This window comes from Granulicatella sp. zg-ZJ (assembly GCF_010892355.1).
GTDB lineage: Bacteria > Bacillota > Bacilli > Lactobacillales > Aerococcaceae > WM01.
The window spans coordinates 1-23,615 of the sequence record NZ_WNJY01000018.1; the positions used below are offsets into that span (position 1 = coordinate 1).

Genomic DNA, 23,615 nt, shown 5'->3' on the forward strand with positions numbered 1-23,615 from the left:
AATCCTTTAAAACATATCTGACACACGCACAAATCCTTGATAGATTATTAGACTATAGTCCTGTTTTAAAACAAGCATATGAGTTTGTACAAGAGTTGAGATATGCTTATAGACAGCGAGATTTTGATTTATTTATGGAGGTTATTCATCATATTGACCCGTCATTACCAGAGTGGTTTAGAAAGAAATTTGATATTTTTAAAACCTATCAGAATGGTATTTATCAAGCTTTTACCACACCTTATTCAAACGGTATCACAGAAGCTATCAACAATCATATTAAAGTTATCAAACGGATTGCCTATGGCTACAGACGTTTTTCTTATTTTAGATTGCGTATTTTAATCATACAACACCATTCTCAGTGGCAGAAAAAGAATGTGAAAAAGGTAGTGAATGGTTAATGCCATTCACTACCAACATACTCACTATTTCTCTCCACCAACACAATTTGACGAAGAGCCTTTTTATGTCTTATTCAAATAAGTAATAGATATAACCATATAACCCTGTTTACTCTAAAATGTTTATATCTCTCCTTCAACACGATTTAATCAAGAACCTTTAATTGCTGATTTAATACTATTACATGCTGGACATATATGATTTCTTGCTGATCGTGTACATCTATATCGTCCCCAAAAAATAAATAGATGATGCGCTCTTGACCAACGTTCCTTAGGTACTTTTTTCTTCAATGTTTCTTCTACCTCTAAAGGTGTAGCGTCTTTTTTTACAATCCCTAAACATTTGCTGACACGCTCCACATGTGTGTCTACAGCAATGGCCGGTACATTAAATCCTACACTCAAAACGACATTAGCTGTCTTTCTACCAACACCAGCCAATGCGGTTAATGCTTCAAAAGTATTTGGCACTTGCCCATTATGATTTTCTAATAATTGTTGGCAACATTGCTGAATATGTCTTGCTTTGCTTTTATACAATCCTATTTTATTGATGTCTTGCATCAACTCTTCTACCGTCACCGTTAAAAAATCTTGTGGTGTAGGATATTTTTTAAATAAAGCCGGTGTGATTTTATTGACTGATTTATCTGTTGTTCTCGCACTCAACATGACAGCAATCAATAATTCAAAAATATTTGTATAAGTTAATTCACATTCTGCATTAGGAAATGTTTGTTCCATAATGTCTAAAATAGCATTCATTTCTTTTTTTGTCGTCATTTTTATTCCTCATGCAACCAATTTTGCATTAAAATATCCGTCATATTTTCAGATATATTGATAATTGGTTGACTATCCTTTTGTTGCTCTCTAAATTGTTCACTCTGCTTTTGTGCCTGTGCAACTGTTTTAATATTTTTACGTTCCCAACTCAACAAAATTTTATCAATATATTTCAAACTCGTCACTTGATTTAAACTCGCCTCTTTTAATGCCAACTTAATTAAATCTGGCTCATAGTGGTCTTCAAATAACCACCCTTGTAACATTTCTAATTCCATCGGTGTTAAAGGTTTGCCTATTTCTTGTTCAAAAATACTAACAATATCACTGGCATTTACTGTTTCTTTTTTGTTTTGTGGTGCTTGCATTAACAAAGTGACCAATTTTTGATACATAGGTTCAAACGAATATTGTAAATCAATTTTTCCGTCACCTAATACGATTTGCTGCATCACGACAAGTTGTTTTGTCATTAAATTTTGTAAAATTTTTAAAACAATCTGCTCAGAAATTCCCATATTTTTTGCAACGATTGTAAGGTCTTGATTAGCCACATACTCAAACTGTAAAAATAGAGCTAATTCATCATTAGTCATACCTAATTGTGTATAGTATGTTAATAGCGTACTAGATACTGTCACCGGTTTTGCTTGTAATGATGCTAATAATTTTTCTCTCATATATTCATCTCCATTGTCTATTCATTTCTATTATATCGGAATTAGCATCATTTTCAACCAATGTTATACTATAATAGGGTGAACCAACACATTTAAGTGTTAGTTCACCCTATTATTTTTATTGTAACGCTTCTGGAAAATGTATTTTGACAATATCAGCACAACGTTGACATAATGTTGGTGCGTCTTCTATTTGTCCAACTTCCAATCGAATAGCACGACATCTTTCGCATACTTGCCCATCTGCATGGGACACAACGACACTCAATCCATTGGCATTATCTATTGGACTTTCTGAAATATCTTTAACGTCTAGTCCAGATACGATTAAAATTTGTGCGACATTGACATTTTCTGCGTTTAAAATAGCTTGGTACTCTTCATTCGCATAAATTGTAACAAAGGCATCAAATGATTTTCCGATAACTTTTTCATTACGTGCATCTTCTAATGCTTTTAAGACACTATCTCGAACGGTTAAGAATGCTTGCCAGTAGCGTAAAACGTCTTCTTGGTTTTCATATACATCTACAACTGGGAAATCAGCTAATTGTACATATTCTTCTTTTTCAGATAAATGTGACCACACTTCTTCTGTTGTATGTGGAATAAATGGTGTTAATAATTTAGTTAATTTAACAAGTACATCGTACATCACTGTTTGCATACAACGACGATCATGATGATCTGCTGTTTCAATATAAACAATATCTTTTGCAAAATCTAAATAAAAACTTGATAATTCAACTGTACAGAAGTTAATCACATCTCGATAAATAGCTGAGAATTTAAAGTTGTTGTAGTGATCTAGTGTTGATTTGACTAAGTCATTTAATTTAATTGCTAAATATTGATCGACTGGTCGTAAATCTTGATAAGATACACGATCTGTTTCTGGGTTGAAATCAGATGTATTAGCTAGCATAAATCTCATTGTATTACGGATTTTACGGTAAACTTCAGATACTTGTTTTAAAATATCGTCACTTACACGTACATCAGACTCATAGTCTACGCTAGCAACCCACAAACGAATAATATCGGCACCTTTTGTTTTCATTTCTTTTGCAGGATCAATCGTGTTTCCTAGTGACTTACTCATTTTACGTCCTTCACCGTCATTCACAAAACCTTGAGATAAAACACTCTTATAAGGTGCACATCCATTCACAGCGACACTCGTTGTTAAACTTGAATTAAACCATCCACGGTATTGGTCAGAACCTTCTAGGTATATATCAGCTGGGAATGATAACTCTGGTCTTTGGCGTAAAACACCAGCATGAGAAGAACCTGAGTCAAACCAAACATCCATAATATCCATTTCTTTTGTAAAGACTCCGTTTGGACTACCTTCATGTGTAAATCCTTCAGGTAATAAATCTTTAGCTTCTCGTTCAAACCAAACGGTTGAACCATGTTCTCCAATTAAATTAGCTACATGATCAACTGTTTCAGGTGTAATAATTGGTTCTCCATTTTCTGCATAGAAAATTGGTAGTGGGACACCCCATACACGTTGTCTTGAAATAACCCAATCTCCTCTATCACGTACCATATTGTAAATACGAACTTTCCCTGATGGATGATACCATGTTACATTATTTTCAATTTCATTTAAAATCTCATCACGGAATTTATCAATAGACGCAAACCATTGTGGTGTTGCACGGAAAATAACCGGTTTTTTTGTTCTCCAGTCATGCGGATAACTATGTGTAAAGAAACTTAAATCTAATAATAAACCTTTTTCTTGTAATAATTCACAAATTGCTTTATTCGCATTTGCATAGTACATACCTTCAAAGCCTGGTGCCTCATCTGTATAATGCCCTTGATTATCAACTGGGGATAGAACATCTAGCTGATATTTTCGTGAATAGTGATAGTCATCTTCCCCGTGTCCTGGTGCTGTATGCACAAGTCCAGTACCAGCATCTAATGTAACATAATCTCCAACCATTACTAATGAATCTCTATCATAGAATGGATGTTTAGCAATAGCATATTCTAAAGATTGTCCTTTAAACTCTTTTAAAATATCAACTGTTTCCCATTTTGCTGCTTTAGATACAGACTCAAGTAACTCTTTAGCAACAATATATTTCTTACCATTTGCCAATACTTGAACATAATCAAAATCAGGGTGTACAAAAATTCCTAAGTTTGCGGGTAATGTCCATGGTGTTGTTGTCCAAATTACAAAGAATGCGTCATTATCAACAACATCTTTCCCGTCTTTGACAGGGAAAGCCACATAAATAGACGGAGATTCTACATCTTTATATTCGATTTCTGCTTCAGCTAGTGAGGACTCACTTGAAGTAGACCAATAAATTGGTTTTAGTCCTTTATAAATATAGTCTTTTTCTGCCATTTTACCAAACAAACGAATTTGGGCTTCTTCAAACTTTGGATCTAATGTCACATATGGATTATCCCAATCCGCTTGCCCACCTAAACGTTTCATCACTTCACGTTGATTATTAATTTGCTTCCAAGCGTATTCTTCACATAATTTTCTAAACTCAGCTACTGATAATTTTTTACGGTCAACACCTTCATTATTTGATAAGGCTTGTTCAATTGGTAAACCGTGTGTGTCCCAGCCAGGCACAAATGGCGCTCTAAAACCAGACATTGATTTAGAACGTACAATAAAGTCTTTGGAAATTTTATTCAAAGCGTGTCCCATATGAATTGGTCCATTGGCATACGGTGGACCGTCATGTAAAATATAACTTGGTTTTCCTTCATTTTTTTCTTGTACTTTTTGATATAAATGGTCTTCTTCCCATTCTTTTTGCCATTCAGCTTCGCGAACAGGTAAATTACCTCTCATAGGAAACTCTGTTTTTCCTAATAATAGTGTTTCTTTCATTTCCATGTTTTTTTATCTCCTAAAAAATTGTTTCATTACATTTTTAAAATAGTAGACTTTATCATAAATCGTGCTAGTATGAAAAAATATTGATATCATTTGAATAATGTTTATTTAATTCACATCATTCTCAGTAGCAAAACATTTTATCTTTCTCTTTACTAGCATACTTTGATGCAGAGTTAATAATATAAAAAACGTCCCTTTTGACTAGTTCGTCAAAAGGGACGTTGATAAACGTGGTACCACCCTATTTTATACTCTATTGCGTATAACGTCGCAACACGTTTATCTTTACTATACTTCAAAATAAATGATTCATTAACTGATATATATTGTATAGGGACATACTAATCTTTCACCGTCTATTAGCTCGCTTTTAAGTATACACAATACACGTGTGTTAATATTTATTGAATTGGCAATACATCAGACAAGTCTATTTCTGATGTATTAACCGTTACTGGTTGTTGTAACTGTCCGTCTAAAAATTCATCAACAGTTGGTGTATCTACTGGATTTGGTTGAGTTTCCAATAAGTGATCCCACTCTTCGTTTTGAATTAAATCTAATTGAGATTCAACTAATAATTGGAATTTTTTACGGAATACAATAGCTGTTTTGCGTAATGTATCTGTTTCATTGGCAATACGTGTTGCTTTCTCAACAGCTACATTTACTAAATCATCCGCTGTTCTTTGTGCTTCTGATACAATAATTTCTGCTTCTTTTTCAGCATTTTCTTTTACTCGGTCAGCAGCATCTTGTGCTACAACGATGGATTTATTTAATGTATCTTGTAAGCTCATGTAGTGTTCTACTTGCTCACCCATAAATTTAATTTTTTTCTCTAATTCACGTTTTTCTTTAATTAAAGATTCCATTTCAAGCATGATTCTATCTAAGAAATCATCTACCTCATCAGGATTGTAGCCTTTAAATTTCTTACTAAACTCTTTACTACTAATATCAATTGGTGTAATCGACATATTGACCCTCCTTCTCGTTCTATATAAATATTATATAACATATCATTTAAAATAAACAATTACTTTTTATTTTTCAAAATATCTAAATGAACACGGTATTTTCCTGATTTTGAAATACCATTTGTTGCTATGAAACGTATTCGTCCATAACCCCGTACAGAAATTGTATCAAATTCTTGTACTTCTGTCATTGATTTTATTTCTTCGACCCAATTCAATTTAACAGCACCTTGCTCAATCAACGTTTTTGCTTTTTGTCTGGATAAATGATACGCGCTCGATATGATACTATCTAATCTTAAAGAAGAAACTGTATCATATAAAGTCATAAAATCAAATGTTGGTTGAATAACCTGTTTTAAATCAATGGTTTTCACACTCACTTTTGTTGCGCCAATTTTTGTTAAATGCAACAAAATGTATGACACAACATGACTAGATACAATAAATTGCCAATCTGTACCATTTGTTATAATATCGCCTATTTGCTCACGTTTTATCCCTAATCCTAATAAACTACCTAAAATACTGCTATGTTTTAATGTTGCAAATTTTTTAGGATACTCTATTTGACATACCGTTATCTCAAAATCATCAGACTGAAATGTTGTATCATAAGATAAAAGGCATCGCTTTTGCTCACTTTCTTCAAATCCACCAAAAAACAAATAATGTATATCATCACTTTTTGAAATTAATTTATCAATAATCCATTGTTCTCTAGGATTTAAAAAAGGAGTCAAGTACGCCAATCCGGTATCTTGAACATACATTTTCCAATCATTTACTTTTTCAATAAAAGTATATTCATCTTTTTTAAAGTGTTGATAAACATGCTTCATAGGATTAAATAGAATCTAGAAAGTTAATATGATTTGCTTCAGATTCTTCACTCAACATACCTTCGATTTCAATATTAGACGGTGCACATAAGAAAATATCACCACTTAATTTTTGAACATCTCCACCAATGGCATAAGCAATCCCTGCCATATAATCAATAATACGTCTTGCTTGTGCTTCATCTACTCGACGTAAGTTTAAAAGTACTGCTTGTTTTTCTAATAATAAAGCAGCAATTGTTTCTACTTCTGAATAAACTCTAGGTTCAACAATATTTATTTTAGCCATATCTTTTCCTTCGTATTTTTTTTGAACAAATTTCTTTTGCACAGCTGGTAATACTTCAGTCGCTGTTTCCACTTCGTAATTTTCGCCGTAATTATCGTAATCTAAATCATCATCGGCTACTTTAAACCATTTTGAAAAAGTATCTTTTATTCCCATTATATCACCACCATTAGTTTTTAAAAAATGCACTTCCTATTCTCAAGTGCGTTGCTCCCATTTCCACTGCTTCTTTATAATCATTACTCATACCCATACTTAAGAAAGCGCACGGAGCATACGGGATACATCTATTTTTTATGCTTAATTGTAATTCTTTTACTTGTTGAAACACTCTTTTGATAACAGCACAGTCGGCATCAAATGGTGCCATGACCATTAAACCAACAACGAGAATATGCTTTTTATCATGTAAATAATCTAAAATATTTTCTATCTCATCTAAATAAAACCCCTGTTTAGACGCTTCATGAAAAGCATTTACTTGCAGAAAACATTTGACACATTTAGTAGCTCTTTTGTCTATCTCATCTATTAGCGATTGTCTATCTAACGCATGAAAATAATCAATTTTATCAATAATATCTTTTACTTTGCGTGTCTGCAATGTACCTATCAAATGCCATTCAATATCCTCTTGTGGAAATTCCTCTTGCCGTTTCAATATAGCATCTACTCTATTTTCAGCAAAAGAACGAAAACCTAGTGTATATAATTGGGAAATATCCTCAAATACTTGTTGCTTAGTAACAACAAGTATTTGAGGATTTTCTATATACCGACTTGTTCTTTTAGCTTGTTGAATGGTTTCACGAATACTTTCAACATTATCTAAAATAGTCATTATTTACGACGTTTTCTAAAGAATGGCGGTGTATCTAAACCATCTTCACTTTCTACATCTGTTTCAACATAAGACACTTCTGGATATGACGTGTTTCTGTTGTCATCTAATACATCACGCATATTTGTTTCACGGCGAATATCCCAATCACCAAACAAATTACGTTCTTCTGTTTTTGGTTTTGCTGCTTCAACAAATTTTGGTTTTTCTTGGAATGAATATCCTGATGTTCCACCAAACTCAGTCACTAATGATGCTCCTGCTTGATAAGAAGAAGCACTTGTTCTTGGTGCTGATTTTCTATTACGTTCTGAATCAATACCTGTTGCAATAACTGTAACAACAACATCATCACCTAAATTTTCATTGATAGATGTACCAAAGATAATATTGACATCTGTTGTTGAAGCATTCGCAACAATTTCACTAGCATCTTGTGCTTCAAATAATGTTAAATCACGTCCACCTGTAATATTTAGTAAGACATTTTCTGCTCCGTCGATAGATACTTCTAATAAAGGAGATGAAATAGCACGTTTTGTTGCTTCAACAATTCTATTTTCGCCACTTGCTACACCAATACCCATTAAAGCAGCACCTTGATCTTTCATAACTGTTTGTACATCGGCAAAGTCTAAGTTAACATATCCTGGTGCTGTAATTAAATCAGAGATACCTTGTACCCCTTGACGTAATACATTATCTGCTTCACGAAATGCTTCTAACATAGGTGTTTTCTTATCAACGATTTCTAATAATCTGTTATTTGAAATGACAACTAATGTATCTACATATTGTTTCATTTCTGCGATACCTTCAGCGGCACCTCTTGCTCTTTTTGGTCCTTCAAATGTGAATGGTCTTGTTACCACACCAACTGTTAAAGCACCTACTTCTTTAGCAATTCTTGCAACAACTGGAGCTGCACCTGTTCCTGTTCCGCCACCCATTCCAGCAGTAACAAAAATCATGTCTGCACCTTGTAATGCTGCCGTTAATTGTTCTTGACTTTCTTCAGCGGCTTTTTGACCAACATCTGGAATAGAGCCTGCACCTAAACCTTTTGTTAATTTTGGTCCTAATTGAATTTTTGTTTCAGCACGAGATGCACTCAATGCTTGTACGTCTGTATTTGCAACAATAAATTCAACGCCTTGAACGCCTTCTTCAATCATTCGGTTAACGGCATTTCCACCACCGCCACCAACACCAATTACTTTAATAATGGCTTTATTATTTAATGTATCAAACTCAAAACTCATATTTTACCTCCTGATATGTCTGTTAGAATAACATCACTTGTTTTAACTAGTCTTCACCTAATGCATCAAAAAATCCTTTAAATTTAGATCCTATATTGCTAAATATTCCTTCTTTTTTAGGTGTATTCTCGCTTTCTTTATCGACACGTTTTTCCTCAGATTCACGAACATCTTGTTGAATAGTTTCCTTGAAAGTTTGTCCTAAATTTTTAGCTTTTTCTAGTGATTTACTTTGTTGCGTTGATCCCACTTTTTGTGTGTTTACATCTGCTTGTGCAAAATGATGAATATCATCTAAATCAACTGTGTAATGCAATAAACCGACTGCTTGTGAAAAACTTGGATGTCTTAATCCCATTTGTTCTGGCATATAAAGTTTTACTGGAACACCGAAAATATCTTCAGCTAGCTCAACAACACCTGGTAACATAGATGCTCCACCAGTCAACACAATGCCTCCTGGTAAAGATAGAGCATCGACACTATTTAATGCTCTTTTCACATTTTCAAATGTTTGTACTAATCTTGCTTCAATAATTTCAGATAAATATTGTTCTTCAATTCTAACAGGATCTTTATGCCCTACAATTTCTACTGGAATATATCTGTCTTGGGCTAATTCTGATGGAATAGCATAACCAAACTCACGCTTTAATAATTCCGCATTATCTAAAGTTGTATTTAATACGGTAGAAATATCTCTTGTGACATATTCGCCACCTTCTTGGTCGATAAAGACGAATTTGACTTGATCTTCATGAATAGCAGAAACACTTGTTTGTCCACCACCCATATCAATTAAAACAGTTCCAAAACTTCTTTCTCCTGGTGTTAAAGCAACTTTACTTGTTGCCAATGGTTGTAAAACCAATTCAGAAATATGTAAACCTGCTTTTTCCACACAGCGTCTAATATTATGTACGATTGTTTTTGGACCTGTCACTAAGTGAGCGTGTAATTCTAAACGTACGCCTATCATACCTCGTGGATCACGAATACCGTCAAATCCATCTACAATAAATTCTTGAGGTAAAATAGAAATAATTTCTCTTTCTGGTGGAACAGATCTTACTTTAGCTGCGGAAATAACATTGTCGACATCTTTATTTGTAATTTCTCTATTTTCACTAGAAACAGCAATCATTCCTTGACAGTGTTCAATACTGATTTGATTACTTGGTACACCAACAATAACATTTTTTATTGTCACATTTGCTCTTTGTTCTGCTTTTTTTACTGCTCGTTTAATCGCTTCAACTGTTGCGTCAATATCAACAATAATGCCTCTACTCACACCGGTTGAACGTTCTACTCCGACGCCTATCACATTTAATTGCTGTCTTGCAAATTCGCATACAACAACTTTAATTGAACTCGTTCCTATGTCTAAACTAACATGAATAGACTTTTCTATCATACAAGTTCCTCCTCTTTGGATTTTTCAGCTATTTATCTCTTAAATTCATTTAAAGATAGTTTTTGATAAACTATCACCCATACATTTTACCATAAAAACGTGAAAAACAGTAGTATTTTACACTAAATAAATGACTTTTATATACTTTATTTATTCTTTATATGGTACAAAGTAAGCACCTACTGTTAAGTCAATAATACCTTTTTTTCCTTCTAAAACAGACTTCATTCCTTTATAATATTCTAATTTAGATGCGAAATTTGTATAATTTGCTTTTATTTGGTTCCCATCATTCATAAAAATAGTTAAGGCTAACTTATCACTTTCTTTATAATTGATGTCAGAAATACTATCTCGAATATCCGATGTTAATTTCGCTAATTCTTTAGCCATAATTTCTAAAGTTTGAATAGTACCTTCCCATTTCACGATTGGAACTGTTCCTAAATACTTTTTACTCTCTTCTTTTAAAACGATACCGCTAGATAGAATAGTATAATAATCTTCATTTTGTTCAACGTAGGCAATCGTGTCATATTCGGTTACTTGAATTTGAAAGACATTTCCTGCCTCTAAACGAATGGCTACATCCGCCACTCTCGCTTGTTGTTTTTTTATGTTTTCTTTAATACTATTTTGTCTAAGCCATAAACTTAAAATCAAGTCGTTTGGCACCACATTTGCACTAGCTTCAATGCTTTGTGCGTCTGTATCTTTATTTCCAATTACAGAAATAGTTGAAATACGTGAAAACGGGACAACAAAATAAGCAAAAATGCATAATAAGATAAACAAAATAAATCCTATTCTTTTTTCATAGACTGTCATATCTCTATGTAAAAAGCGACGTTTTTTTCTCTTTTGTTTACTCATAAAGCCTCCAATCTATGATTGAACACATTCCTTGATAATTGTTAATAAACGTTCTGAGGCATTTGTAATACCTAGTTCTTTAGCATGGTGTGCCATTTCTTTTTGTTTCTCTTCATGTTGCATCACATCATTCACTAGTATAGCTAGTTTATTTTCTGCTAATTCTTTTTCCAAAACCATAAATGCTGCACCTTTATCGACTAAAGTTTGTGCATTTTTTTCTTGATGATTATTCGTAACATAAGGACTTGGAATTAAAATACTGGCTACACCTAGAGCGGTTAACTCTGCTAAAGTCGTTGCACCACTACGACAAACAACTAAATCAACAGCACGGAGAATATCTGGCATATTGTCAATATATGCTAAAACTTTAATATTATCCGGAATTGTTTCAAGACTATCTATAACAGATTGATAGTGAGCATTTCCTGTTACCAAGATAACTTGATAATCATTTGTTGTATAGTCGTTTATATACGATATAAAATGTTTGTTTAAATTCATAGCACCACGACTACCACCGAAAATTAAAACAGTTGATTTGTCTTTTTTTAAACCAATTTGTTCTAAAACATTTTGTTGATACTCCAAGGATACAAGTTCTTGTCCTCTTGGATTTCCTGTTAAAACAACTTTATTAGCATATTTTTGAAAATCGTGTTTAGCTGTATCAAAACATGTACAAATTTTTGTGACATATCGACTTAAAAATTTATTCGTAATACCTGCAACACTATTTTGTTCATGAATAATACTTGGAATATGTAACTTGGCTGCTGCATACAATACTGGGGCACAGACATAGCCACCTGTCCCAATAACAATATCTGGCTGAAAATCTGTTAATATCTTTTTAGCATGTGATGTACTTCTTAGCATATACCATGCTGTTTTTATGTTTTCTAGTGATAAAGAACGTTTAATACCTTGTATTTTAATCGACTGAAAAGGAATATTTTCTTTAGAAACAATCTCTCTTTCAAGTCCTCTTTCACTTCCAATATATAAAAACTCTGTTTCAGGATACTGTGTTAAAATATAATTTTTTAAAGCGAGTGCCGGATAAATATGACCACCTGTTCCGCCACCTGATAAAACTATCTTCATGCGTATTCTCCCTTATTGTTGATTTAATCGTGAAACACAATCTATAAAGACATCACCACGTACTTCAAAGCTTGGAAATTGATCCCAACTTGCACAAGCTGGAGAAAATAAGATAATATCTCCTACTTGACTTAATGCATAAGATGTATTAACGGCTTGTTCTAAAGTATCCACTAAAATAATTTTTTCAACTTTTTTATGTTCACCCGCTAATTTTAGTTTTTCTTTTGTTTCACCATATAATACGAGTGTTTTTACTTTTTCTAAAGAAGGCTCCAATGTTTCAAAGCCATTACCTCTATCTAATCCACCTGCAATTAAAATTACTTTATCATTAAAACCTTGTAATGCCATTTTAGTAGCTAAAATATTTGTTGCTTTTGAATCATTATAAAATTGACGCCCATTAACATTACCAATAAATTGAGTACGATGTTTTACACCATGAAATTGTTGAACCGCTTGTTGAATAAGTTCTTTAGACTGACCATACAAACGTGCAGCTAAACTTGCAGCTAAAACATTCTCAATATTATGTGTACCTGGAACTTGAATATCAGATACAGACATAATTGGTTCTCCTAATACAAAAATATTACCGTTTTTCACATAAGCATCTGCTGTATCATCTGTTTTAGAAAAATATAAAACTTGTGCATTCGATGTTGATGCGATGTCTTTCATTTCAGCTAAATCACCATTTAAAATGAGATAATCATCTATTGTTTGTTGCTTTATCAAATGTAATTTTGCTTCTTTATAGGCTTCTCTACTACCATGATAGTCTAAATGCGCTTCATAAATATTGGTTATGATAGCAATTTTAGGTCTAAACGTTGTCACACCCATTAATTGAAAACTTGATAATTCCATTACGATAACATCATTTTCAGTTGTTTGTTTGGCAACTGTTGTAGACGGTATGCCTATATTACCTGCAATATACGTATGGCCTTTTACATTTTTTTCTAACATATTGCCAATCAATGTTGTTGTTGTTGTCTTTCCATTTGAACCTGTCACGCCAATAATAGCTGCTTTGGATACACGAAAAGCTAATTCAACATCTGTTAAAACAGGAATATCTAAGTCTATTGCTTTTTTTACTAAACTATTTTCATAAGAAATACCTGGATTTTTCACCATATAATCAAGTTTTTCATGCACTAAATCTAATGGATGTTCTCCTAATACAACATGAATGTTTAAATCTTGTAATGTATGAACATCTGTTAAATCCTCTGGTATTTTACCATCATTTACAATGACATGTGCTCCTAACTCATGTAAAAGTAGTGCTGCATGATACCCACTTTTAGCCAATCCTAAAACAAGAACATGTTTTCCTTTAAAATCATCAATTTGTTTCATTTTTCTTCCTCAATTTCTGTTAATTTCAATAATGACTACCAACTTTTGTATATCAATACATGTACTAACATACAAAAATAGGTCGTCTAACACGATAAGAGGGATAGAGATATACTATCTCTATCCACTATCCTATTTTTATCAATACTAAACAATTATAAAATAGACAAGAGAACCTAACAAACCTATAAACCAAAAGGTTAAAACAACTCTCCATTCACTCCATCCTAACATTTCAAAATGGTGGTGTATAGGTGTCATTTTGAAAATTCTTTTGCCTAACAATTTGAAAGAGGCAACTTGTAACATCACGCTGGCTGTTTCTAAAACAAAGATAATACCAATAAACAACAAGCTAAATTCAACGTGTAACAACATGGACAACACTGCAAACACCGCACCTAAAGCTAACGCACCAACGTCCCCCATAAAAATTTTTGCTGGTTTTTTATTAAAGATAAAAAATCCTAACAGTCCACCAAGAAGAGCTGTACAAAATGCTAAAATATCATACTGTTGTTGCTGATACGCAATCACACTATACGATACTAGAGCAATACTTGCCGTTCCGGCTACTAATCCGTCTAAACCATCTGTTAAATTAACTGCATTTGAAAATCCAGTTATCCAAATAATTGAAAATACAAAGTAACAAATAAGACTAAAAACACCACCAAATGATGCAAATAGTAAAATACTTTTTCCGGATAACAAATAAAACAAAACATAAATGATACTAAAGATAATTTGACATAAAAATTTTTGTTTTGATGTTAGTCCTGTATTATGTTGTCGAATCAATTTTAAGTAATCGTCAAGAAAACCGATAATACCAAATGCAACTAAAACAAAAATAAGTGATCCAGTTGAAAAATTAAGATATCCTTTATAAAGTGCCATTACACCAAATGAAATGATACTTGCAATAACAAATGCCACGCCACCCATTGTTGGTGTCCCAGTTTTCACTTCATGCCATGTAGGTCCTTCTTCTCTTGTTACTTGCCCTAATTTTTTTTGTGTGAAATACATGATAAAAAAGGGCATCATCATTGTTGTTAGCGCAAGGCTCGCACAATAAATGATAAATAATTCAATCCAAATATTCATAATTTTCTCTCTCTTTATTCTGTTTCTTTTGTTGTACTTGTCGTTTCTGTCTTATCCGATGTATTTTTTATAGCAGTTGATTTAACAGTTGGTGATGTTAATGTGATATTTACAGTATCTGTAATCGTAGATACATCTACGCCAGACGGAATACTCTGTTCACTTACAAATCCTTCTCCCTCAAAGTTGACAGGAATATTGAGTAAATTCATGACTTTCATAACATCTAATTTAGACCAGCCTGTCATATCAGGAAGTGTCACAATACCACCTGTATATAAAATCAATTTCGTATCAAGCGTATATAATTGATTATCCAATGGTGCTTGTTTCTCAATAATTGTACCGTTACCTAATACAATAATATCTGTAAATCCAATATTCTTTAATGCTTCTTTTGCTGTTTCAACATCTGCTCCTGTTGCAGACGGTACAACTTCCGCTTTTTGTGATTCTGGAGCTTCATCTTTCCCTAAATATTTCATTGCATAGCTAGTAAAGGTTGTAAACCATTCAGACAAACCTAAACTACTTGTTCTAGATGATTCAGGTCTATCATATGTAAAGTAAATAACATATTCAGGTTTTTCACTTGGCACAAAAGCAACAATAGAATGTAAATAGTTACCGTCTGTTAAGTACGTTTTCTTTTCTTCATCATATATTTCAGCTGTACCTGTTTTACCTGCCAAACGTACACCGTCTACTTTATAATTTTCCCCAGTCGCATTTTCTGCATAAATAACTTCTTCTAAGTATTTTAAAACCCATTTTGCTGTTTCTGGCTTAATAGGATTACTTAATGTTTGTACTTTTGTATATGTCACTTCTCCAGTTGTTGTATTTTCAATGCGATCAACAAATCTTAATTTTTGCATTTTCCCTTCATTTGCAATCGCTGTAAAGGCTTGAACTAATTGTAAGCTAGTCACAGAAACACCTTGCCCAAAACCTGTACTCGCTCGTCCTTCTTCTGAAGCATAACTGTTTAATCCCACATTTTCATTTGGGAAACCACTTTCCGTAGAGCGACCAATACCAAAAGCGTCCATATATTCTTTCCACTTATCATAGCCAATTTGAGATACAATATTAACAAATGCCACGTTACTCGAATAAATCAAACCCTGCAAATAAGAAATTCTACCCCAACCAGTTCTATTCCAGTCATTGACAACAATACTCCCAACTTTGATTTTTCCAGAATCGTATAATTCCATAGGGCTGAATACACCTTCATTTATAGCTGCCGCTAGAACAAGTGTTTTCATAGTTGATCCCGGCTCAAAAGCACGTTCAACAATTTGGTTAATCCAACCATTTTCTGGATATTCTTGTTGTTTCGGATTAAAAGTTGGTCTTTGAGAAACCGCAACGACATCTCCTGTTTTAGGTCTTACAACAATTGCTGTCATAGATTTTGGTTTATATTTCTCATAAATTTTTGACATTTGTTCTTCTAAGTATTCTGTTAAACGACTGTCAAATGTGGTATAAATATTGTTCCCATTTTGAACTTCTTCTATCACTTTTTGTGTTCCTGGAACAGAATATCCATAAAAATCTTTATCGTAATTCACAAGTCCGTCAATACCACGTAATTGCACATTATATTGTGCTTCTAATCCCATGACACCTTGTAAAGGATTTCCCTGAGCTTCGACACTCGTATCTTCTCGTATGTCTTTTGCCAATCCAATCACGTTATTGGCATAATATCCCTTTGGATAATCCCGTGAAATTTTTTCAGTAAAATAAATACCTTTTAAAGATTCTTTTTCGATATTTTCTTTTTGAAGATATGTTAAATTAACACCTGCATTTCCAAAAGCGGTTTGGTTAACATTATCTTGGTTGAGTAATTTCAAAATATTATCTTCACTCATATTGATATGCTTAGCCAATGCTCTTGCGGTCGCTAGTTTATCTTCTACATATTCAACACCTTTATACTTATCCGTTAAAACAGCATAAATGGCATACGTTTTGACATCTGTTGCTAATGTTTCTCCCGATGCATCATAAATAGTGCCTCGTCGAGCAGGAATAACTTCATCACCATTATACATTTGATGTACTAATTTCGTTAAATCTTCCCCATTTGCTGTTTTAAAAACCATCAATTGCGTAAAACGAACTAAAAATACAATAAATACAACACATAAAAAAGCCATGTAAATATGCACCATTTTAATAGAGTCCGTTTTTATCAAGTTTTTTATCCGTTTCATTTATTAACAGTCCTTACTACCGCATTTGCTTTCGTTAATCCATATTCATTTGCAATAGATGAAATTCTTTCATAAGTTGTTAAATCATCCACTTTTTGTTGTAAAATTTGACTTTCTGCATTAATTGTCGCAATTTCACGTCGTGTTTCTTCAATTTGTGCATTCGTTTCAGAAACTTTACTCTTTGTAAATACAACTGCTGTCATTAAAATTAAAAAACTAATCGCAATAATAACAACCGTTACTTTTTCAAATCGTGTCATTGACAATACGTATTTTCTTTTCGTATCGCGTTTCACAAAACTTTCTGCTTTCGTCAGTAATGTTTCAAACATATACTGTTCCTCCTATACTTTCACACGTTCAATAACTCTTAATTTCGCACTTTTGGCACGCCCATTTTCTTCGATTTCTTCTTGACTTGGTAAAATAGGTTTTTTCACAACTAATTGGTAATCTGGTTCCAAATATTCCGGTAAAACAGGTAATTTGCTTGGAATATCTTCAACACTACTATACTCTTTGAATATTGTTTTGACAATTCTATCTTCTAAGGAATGGAATGAAATAACACTCATACGCCCGTTTTGAGATAATAAAGACAAACCTTGTTCTAGTGATTCTTCTACAGATGATAATTCATCATTCACAGCAATACGAATTGCTTGAAAAATTCTTTTAGCAGGATGTCCTCCTTTACGTCGTGCAGATGCAGGAATTGTTTGTCTAATAATATCCACCAATTCTGTCGTTGTTGTAATACGTTTACTTTGTCTTACTTTTTCAATTTGTCTTGCAATTTGCTTTGAAAATTTTTCTTCACCATAACGATAAAAAATTTTTACTAAATCATGGTAATCCCATTCATTCACAATAATTTCTGCCGTTAAAAATTGTTCTGTATCCATACGCATATCTAATGGTGCTTCTTGACTGTAACTAAATCCTCTTTCAATTTTATCTAATTGTGGAGAAGACACACCTAAATCATATAGAATACCGTCAACTTGTGTGACACCATGCTCTTCTAGTTTTTCTTTTAAGTGCGAAAAATTACTTTTAATAAATGTTACCATACCTTTTTCAATATATGGTTTTAAAACGATTTGAGCATTTTCTAAAGCCATTGTATCTCTATCAAATGCATACAAGTGACCTTCTTGTGATAATTGACTTAATAAATAGGCACTATGCCCCGCACCACCTAATGTACAATCTACATAGATACCATTGGGTTTTATATGTAATGCATCGACTGTTTCGTTTCGTAAAACTGTTATATGATGAAACATATTGCCTCCACTTTTAAAATTCAAATTCTGATATATTTTCCGTTAATGTTTGAACATTTTCTTCTGTTTCTTTGACATATACTTGCCATTTTTCATCATCCCATATTTCTAAGCGATCTGATACACCAATAATACGGCATGTTTTGTCCAAACCTGCATACTCACGTAAAGTTGCCGGAATCATAATACGACCTTGTTTATCAAATTCAACATCACTTGCTGCTGAATAAAAGAAACGTGTAATCGCACGTGCATCTTTTTTACCGAGTGGTAAATTATGCAATAATTTCTCGCTTAAAGATTGCCAACTATTCAATGGGTAGCCAAATAAACACCCGTCTAATCCGCGCGTTAAAATAAACTTATCGCCTAGTTCATCACGCAATTTTGACGGTACAATAATACGACCTTTTGAATCCATATTATGTTTATATTCTCCCATTAACACGGCAAAAACCTCCTTACGTAGAAATCATTCACCATATTTTACCACAATTCCCCACTTTCTACCACTTGTTTTTTGTATTTCTCTTAAAAAACAGTACCTCTCATTCTCTATTATATTTTTTTATTTATCAAATATGTTAAAAACAACCAACAGATTGATAACAAATATATAAAAAGAAGAATTACTTGTGCATGAGTAATTCTTCTTTTTATTTTTAATGATAAAACTAACATCTTAGTATAAAACCCGAAGTGAATCGCATAGATAGTCGGTTCACTTCGGGTTACCTTATATAGTCGTTTGAATGACAGAAACAACCTCGCCATCATCAATCACAGATGTTCCATTTGAATATCTGTCATATAAAGAAATTTGCATTGCTTGAATACTCATTTGTTTATTCGTTGATGTCACAATATCAAATGCCATATTAGATGTGACAATATTCGATACAAATACAAAACGGTGTGGTTTATTTTTTAATTCTTTCAATAACATCAATCCACGTTTTGCACGTCCTAATATATTGACATCAAAAATATTCAATCGTTTTACAGAACCTCTTTGGGTTACAAGAAGTACTTGTACTTTGGACATATTCGTTGGATTAAAGGTAATTGCACCAACAACAAAATCATCTTGTTTTAAATTGATAGATTTTACACCACTTGCTTTTGTACCGACAACTGGTACTTCATCTAATTTATAGCGTAATCCAAAACCTAAGTGTGTCACAAGCAATACTTCGTCATCTTTATTTTCTTCTGACTGACAACTCATATACACAACAGTGGCATCTTTTTCTTTTAAATTCATGGCAACCGCTGTTTTAGTTTTATAGCTTCTAAATGTCGTAAAGTCTTTTAGTAGTGTACGCTTAATCATACCGTCACTTGTTACGAATGTAATGGTTGCATCCGCTTTTTCTAATCCAGTCATCACGACAACGCCAATGATTTGCTCTTGTGTATCCAAGGATACACGTTGTGAAAAATGCTCTCCTAAGTCTTTCCACTTATATTCGGGTACTTCGTGAATTGGGAAGTGAATATAATTTCCTTTAGAAGTAAATACGACCAAATGTTGCAATGTCGTTGCAGCACCTTGGTAAACAATCTCATCTTTTTCACGTAGTCCTGTTTTTTCGCCATTTGAAGCATTCACTGAACGAGGGCTTACACGTTTATAATAACCACCCTTTGTTACCACAACATAGACATCTTCTTCTGGAATAAGTACTTCCGTTTCAATTTTAATTTCTTTTATTTTATCTTCAATGATACTTAAACGTGGTTTTGCATATTGTTTTTTCATATCCAATAATTCTTTTTTCATCACTGTTAATAAAACTTTTTCTTGTTTTAAAATCAATTCTAAAGAAGCAATTTCCTCGTTTAAATCAAGTTTTTCATTTTGTAATGCTGTAATATCTGTATTCGTCAATCGGTATAATTGTAAAGAAACAATCGCTTCTGCTTGACGCTCACTAAACTGAAATTCTTGTTTTAAATTCTCTTTGGCATCTTTTTTATCAGCACTATTTCGGATAATACGAATAACTTCGTCTAACACAGACAATGCTTTCATCAAGCCGTCTACAATATGTAATCTATCTTGTGCTTTTTGTAAATTAAATCGTGTTCGTCTTAATATGACGTCTTTTTGGTGATTGATATATGCAGCTAAAATAGCCTTTAACCCTACTTGTTGTGGGCGTCTTTCATTTATAGCAACCATATTAAAATTATAAGCAATTTGTAAATCGGTATTTTTTAATAAATAATTTAAAATACCGTCCGCATTCGCTTCTTTTTTTAATTCCACAACAATTTGCAAACCATTTCTATCAGACTCATCACGAACTTCTGCGATACCTTCAATTTTTTTGTTAATGCGAATTTCGTCCATACGTTTAACTAAAACAGCTTTATTCACATCAAATGGAATTTCATGAATGACAATTTGCTGTTTACCGCCTCGAATATCTTCGATACTTGTTTTAGAACGAACAATCACCTTTCCTTTACCTGTTTCATAGGCTTCTTTTAAACCCTCAATTCCTTGAACAATCGCACCTGTTGGGAAATCAGGACCTTTCACAAATTGCATTAAGTCTTCAGTAGTTGCTTTAGGATGACCTAAATAATGCACAGTAGCATCAATCACTTCACCTAAATTGTGAGGGGGAATATCCGTTGCATACCCAGCTGAAATACCTGTTGATCCATTTACTAATAAATTAGGAAAACGTGCAGGCAATACCGTTGGTTCTTCAGTTGTATCATCGAAGTTTAAAATAAAATCAACGGTTTCTTTATCAATATCTCTTAATAGTTCATCAGATAGTTGAGATAATCTCGCTTCTGTATAACGCATCGCAGCAGCTGAATCGCCGTCCATACTTCCGTTATTTCCGTGCATTTCAACTAAAATATCACGCATTTTCCAGTCTTGGCTTAGACGCACCATGGCATCATAGACACTTGTATCTCCGTGAGGATGATAATTAGCAATAACATTTCCAACTGTTTTTGCTGATTTTCTAAAATTTTTATCGGCTGTATTATTATCCATGTACATCGCATATAAAATACGTCGTTGTACAGGTTTTAATCCATCACGTATATCTGGTAAGGCACGATCTTGAATAATATATTTAGAGTATCGCCCAAATCTATCTCCCATAACATCTTCTAAAGATAACTCTTGAATATTTGGCATTGCTTCAGACATTAAAACTCACCTCCAAATAAATCTAACTGCTCGAATGTGTCTGTACTTTCTAATCGTACTTCTTTTTTGTGTTCCACAGCAGTAGTCCCTTTTTGAGCTGTTTCTAATAAATTATCGCTTTCATCCATTGTAAATTCAACATGACTTTCTATCCATTTGCGACGAGGCTCTACTTTATTTCCCATAAGTGTTGTCACACGTCGTTCTGCTTGCGATAAGTCATCAATAGTTACACGAATGAGCGTCCGTGTATCTGGGTTCATTGTTGTTTCCCATAATTGATCGGCATTCATTTCTCCAAGCCCTTTATAGCGTTGAAGAATATATCCTCTACCTACTTTTTTTGTTGCTCGTTCCACTTCTTCTTCACGCCAGCAATATTCGACAACTTCTGTTTTACCACGTCCTTTGGACACTTTAAACAGAGGTGGCATTGCCAAATAAACTTTTCCTGCTTCAACGAGTGGACGCATATAACGGTAAAAGAATGTTAATAATAACACTTGAATATGTGCACCGTCCGTATCTGCATCGGTCATAATGATAATTTTATCGTATTGGCAATCTTCTATTGTAAAATCAGATCCAACACCTGCACCAATGGTATAAATGATGGTATTGATTTCTTCATTTTTTAAAATATCGGACATATTGGCTTTTTCAGTGTTAATGACTTTTCCTCTTAAAGGTAAAATCGCTTGGAATTTTCTGTCCCGCCCTTGTTTTGCAGAACCTCCAGCAGAATCTCCCTCTACTAAAAACAGTTCATTCTTTTTAGCATTTTTACTTTGTGCCGGTGTTAATTTCCCAGAAAGAAGTGTTTCTTTTGCTTGACGTTTTTTACCATTTCTTGATTCTTCTCTAGCTTTTCGTGCCGCATCTCTTGCATCTCTTGCTTTAATTGCTTTTCTAACAAGTTGTTGTGCTAATTCACCATTTTCAATCAAATAAAACCCTAATTGTTCACTCACAATCGCTTCTACAATTCCTCTTGCAGCAGGTGTTCCTAATTTATCTTTTGTTTGACCTTCAAATTGTAAAATCTCTTCAGGGACACGTATAGACAAAACAGCTGCTAAGCCTTCTCTCACATCACTACCTTCAAGATTTTTATCTTTATCTTTTAGTAAATTCACTTTTCTTGCATATTCATTAAAGGATTTTGTTAAAGCTGTTTTAAAACCAACTTCATGACTCCCACCATCTTTTGTACGAACATTGTTTACAAAAGATAAAATCGTTTCAGAATAACCGTCATTGTATTGTAAAGAACACTCTACTTCAACACCGTCTTGTTCTCCTTCAAAATAAGCAATTTCTCCAAGAGTATCTTTTTCTTCATTTAAATAATGAACAAATTCTTTAATGCCTGTTTCATAATGAAATGTTTCTGTTTGCTGTGTCCGTTCATCTGTAATTGACATTGTTAACCCTTTTAACAAGAAAGCAGATTCTCTTAAACGTTCACTTAGTGTGTCGTAAACATATTCCGCTCTACCAAAAATGGTCGCATCTGGTTTAAAATGTACTGTTGTACCAACTAAATTTTTTGGTGCAGAAGTTTCTTTAATTTTACCGATTGGTACACCGCCTTTTTCAAAGCGTTGATAGTATTGTTTTCCATCACGTATGACGGTCACATCTAACCATTCAGATAAAGCATTCACTACTGAGGCACCTACTCCATGCAGTCCACCAGAAGTTTTATAACTTCCTTGTCCAAATTTGCCACCAGCATGTAAGACCGTAAAAATAACTTGAATGGTTGGTATGCCTGACTTATGCATACCAGTTGGTAATCCTCTACCATTATCTTTTACAGTAATACTATTATCTTGATGAATAGTGACATCTATTTTAGTCGCATAACCTGCCAACGCCTCATCAACAGCATTATCAACAATTTCATAAACTAAATGATGCATACCACGGCTATCTGTTGAACCGATATACATTCCCGGTCTTTTTCTAACGGCATCTAATCCTTCTAAAACTTGAATGGCGTCATCCCCATATTGTGCTGTCACTTTTTTTGCCATATTGTTCTCCTTCC

20 protein-coding genes are annotated in these 23,615 nt (G+C 33.3%); 1 reads left to right on the forward strand and 19 read right to left on the reverse strand.

Annotation, left to right across the window (positions count from 1 at the left end):
* The coding region (locus tag GMA11_RS05940; protein ID WP_163546310.1) for a transposase at positions 1 to 404 on the forward strand (404 nt) is incomplete at its 5' end.
* Between the two features lie 150 nt (positions 405 to 554).
* Here GMA11_RS05940 and nth read toward each other — a convergent pair.
* The 19 genes from nth to parE all read right to left on the reverse strand — a co-directional run bounded on the left by nth (position 555) and on the right by parE (position 23,601).
* Positions 555 to 1,190, reverse strand: a complete 636-nt coding sequence (gene nth / locus GMA11_RS05945; RefSeq protein ID WP_163546311.1) for an endonuclease III — start codon at positions 1,188 to 1,190, stop codon at positions 555 to 557.
* A 2-nt stretch (positions 1,191 to 1,192) separates the two neighbouring features.
* Positions 1,193 to 1,873 carry a DnaD domain-containing protein gene (locus GMA11_RS05950; protein ID WP_163546312.1) on the reverse strand — a complete coding sequence of 227 codons (681 nt, stop codon included), beginning with the start codon at positions 1,871 to 1,873 and terminating at the stop codon, positions 1,193 to 1,195.
* Between the two features lie 118 nt (positions 1,874 to 1,991).
* Positions 1,992 to 4,760: an isoleucine--tRNA ligase gene (ileS, locus tag GMA11_RS05955; protein WP_163546313.1), complete on the reverse strand. Its 2,769-nt coding sequence runs from the start codon at positions 4,758 to 4,760 to the stop codon at positions 1,992 to 1,994.
* 404 nt (positions 4,761 to 5,164) lie between these two features.
* Positions 5,165 to 5,743 (reverse strand): DivIVA domain-containing protein, encoded by a 579-nt coding sequence (locus tag GMA11_RS05960; protein WP_163546314.1) that lies wholly within the window; start codon positions 5,741 to 5,743, stop codon positions 5,165 to 5,167.
* Between the two features lie 59 nt (positions 5,744 to 5,802).
* A complete protein-coding gene (locus GMA11_RS05965; RefSeq protein ID WP_163546315.1) occupies positions 5,803 to 6,585 on the reverse strand; it encodes an RNA-binding protein in 783 nt (260 codons plus the stop codon).
* A gap of 4 nt (positions 6,586 to 6,589) precedes the next feature.
* On the reverse strand, positions 6,590 to 7,030 hold the full coding sequence (locus GMA11_RS05970) for a cell division protein SepF (RefSeq protein ID WP_163546316.1): 441 nt from the start codon (positions 7,028 to 7,030) through the stop codon (positions 6,590 to 6,592).
* 13 nt (positions 7,031 to 7,043) lie between these two features.
* Entirely contained in the window at positions 7,044 to 7,715 is a 672-nt protein-coding gene (locus tag GMA11_RS05975; protein ID WP_163546317.1) for a YggS family pyridoxal phosphate-dependent enzyme, read from the reverse strand.
* Positions 7,715 to 8,977, reverse strand: coding sequence for a cell division protein FtsZ (ftsZ, locus tag GMA11_RS05980; protein ID WP_163546318.1), 1,263 nt, complete (start codon positions 8,975 to 8,977; stop codon positions 7,715 to 7,717). Before ftsZ ends, GMA11_RS05975 begins: the two co-directional genes overlap by 1 nt.
* Positions 8,978 to 9,023: 46 nt before the next feature.
* Positions 9,024 to 10,394, reverse strand: coding sequence for a cell division protein FtsA (gene ftsA, locus GMA11_RS05985; protein ID WP_163546319.1), 1,371 nt, complete (start codon positions 10,392 to 10,394; stop codon positions 9,024 to 9,026).
* Between the two features lie 150 nt (positions 10,395 to 10,544).
* Entirely contained in the window at positions 10,545 to 11,267 is a 723-nt protein-coding gene (locus GMA11_RS05990) for a cell division protein FtsQ/DivIB (RefSeq protein ID WP_163546320.1), read from the reverse strand.
* Positions 11,268 to 11,279: 12 nt separating this feature from the next.
* Positions 11,280 to 12,377 carry an undecaprenyldiphospho-muramoylpentapeptide beta-N-acetylglucosaminyltransferase gene (murG, locus tag GMA11_RS05995; RefSeq protein ID WP_163546321.1) on the reverse strand — a complete coding sequence of 366 codons (1,098 nt, stop codon included), beginning with the start codon at positions 12,375 to 12,377 and terminating at the stop codon, positions 11,280 to 11,282.
* 12 nt (positions 12,378 to 12,389) lie between these two features.
* Entirely contained in the window at positions 12,390 to 13,748 is a 1,359-nt protein-coding gene (gene murD / locus GMA11_RS06000; RefSeq protein WP_163546322.1) for a UDP-N-acetylmuramoyl-L-alanine--D-glutamate ligase, read from the reverse strand.
* A gap of 147 nt (positions 13,749 to 13,895) precedes the next feature.
* Positions 13,896 to 14,858 carry a phospho-N-acetylmuramoyl-pentapeptide-transferase gene (mraY, locus tag GMA11_RS06005; protein WP_163546323.1) on the reverse strand — a complete coding sequence of 321 codons (963 nt, stop codon included), beginning with the start codon at positions 14,856 to 14,858 and terminating at the stop codon, positions 13,896 to 13,898.
* 14 nt (positions 14,859 to 14,872) lie between these two features.
* Positions 14,873 to 17,032 carry a penicillin-binding transpeptidase domain-containing protein gene (locus GMA11_RS06010; protein ID WP_163546324.1) on the reverse strand — a complete coding sequence of 720 codons (2,160 nt, stop codon included), beginning with the start codon at positions 17,030 to 17,032 and terminating at the stop codon, positions 14,873 to 14,875.
* A gap of 53 nt (positions 17,033 to 17,085) precedes the next feature.
* Positions 17,086 to 17,424: a cell division protein FtsL gene (gene ftsL, locus GMA11_RS06015; protein WP_163546325.1), complete on the reverse strand. Its 339-nt coding sequence runs from the start codon at positions 17,422 to 17,424 to the stop codon at positions 17,086 to 17,088.
* Positions 17,425 to 17,436: 12 nt separating this feature from the next.
* Positions 17,437 to 18,381, reverse strand: coding sequence for a 16S rRNA (cytosine(1402)-N(4))-methyltransferase RsmH (gene rsmH / locus GMA11_RS06020; protein WP_163546326.1), 945 nt, complete (start codon positions 18,379 to 18,381; stop codon positions 17,437 to 17,439).
* 13 nt (positions 18,382 to 18,394) lie between these two features.
* Complete coding sequence (gene mraZ / locus GMA11_RS06025) at positions 18,395 to 18,829, reverse strand: division/cell wall cluster transcriptional repressor MraZ (protein WP_345940879.1); 435 nt, start codon at positions 18,827 to 18,829, stop codon at positions 18,395 to 18,397.
* Positions 18,830 to 19,117: 288 nt separating this feature from the next.
* On the reverse strand, positions 19,118 to 21,562 hold the full coding sequence (gene parC, locus GMA11_RS06030) for a DNA topoisomerase IV subunit A (protein WP_163546328.1): 2,445 nt from the start codon (positions 21,560 to 21,562) through the stop codon (positions 19,118 to 19,120).
* Positions 21,562 to 23,601, reverse strand: a complete 2,040-nt coding sequence (gene parE, locus GMA11_RS06035; RefSeq protein WP_163546329.1) for a DNA topoisomerase IV subunit B — start codon at positions 23,599 to 23,601, stop codon at positions 21,562 to 21,564. The genes parC and parE overlap by 1 nt, the downstream gene beginning before the upstream one ends.
* Between the last annotated feature and the right edge of the window lie 14 nt (positions 23,602 to 23,615).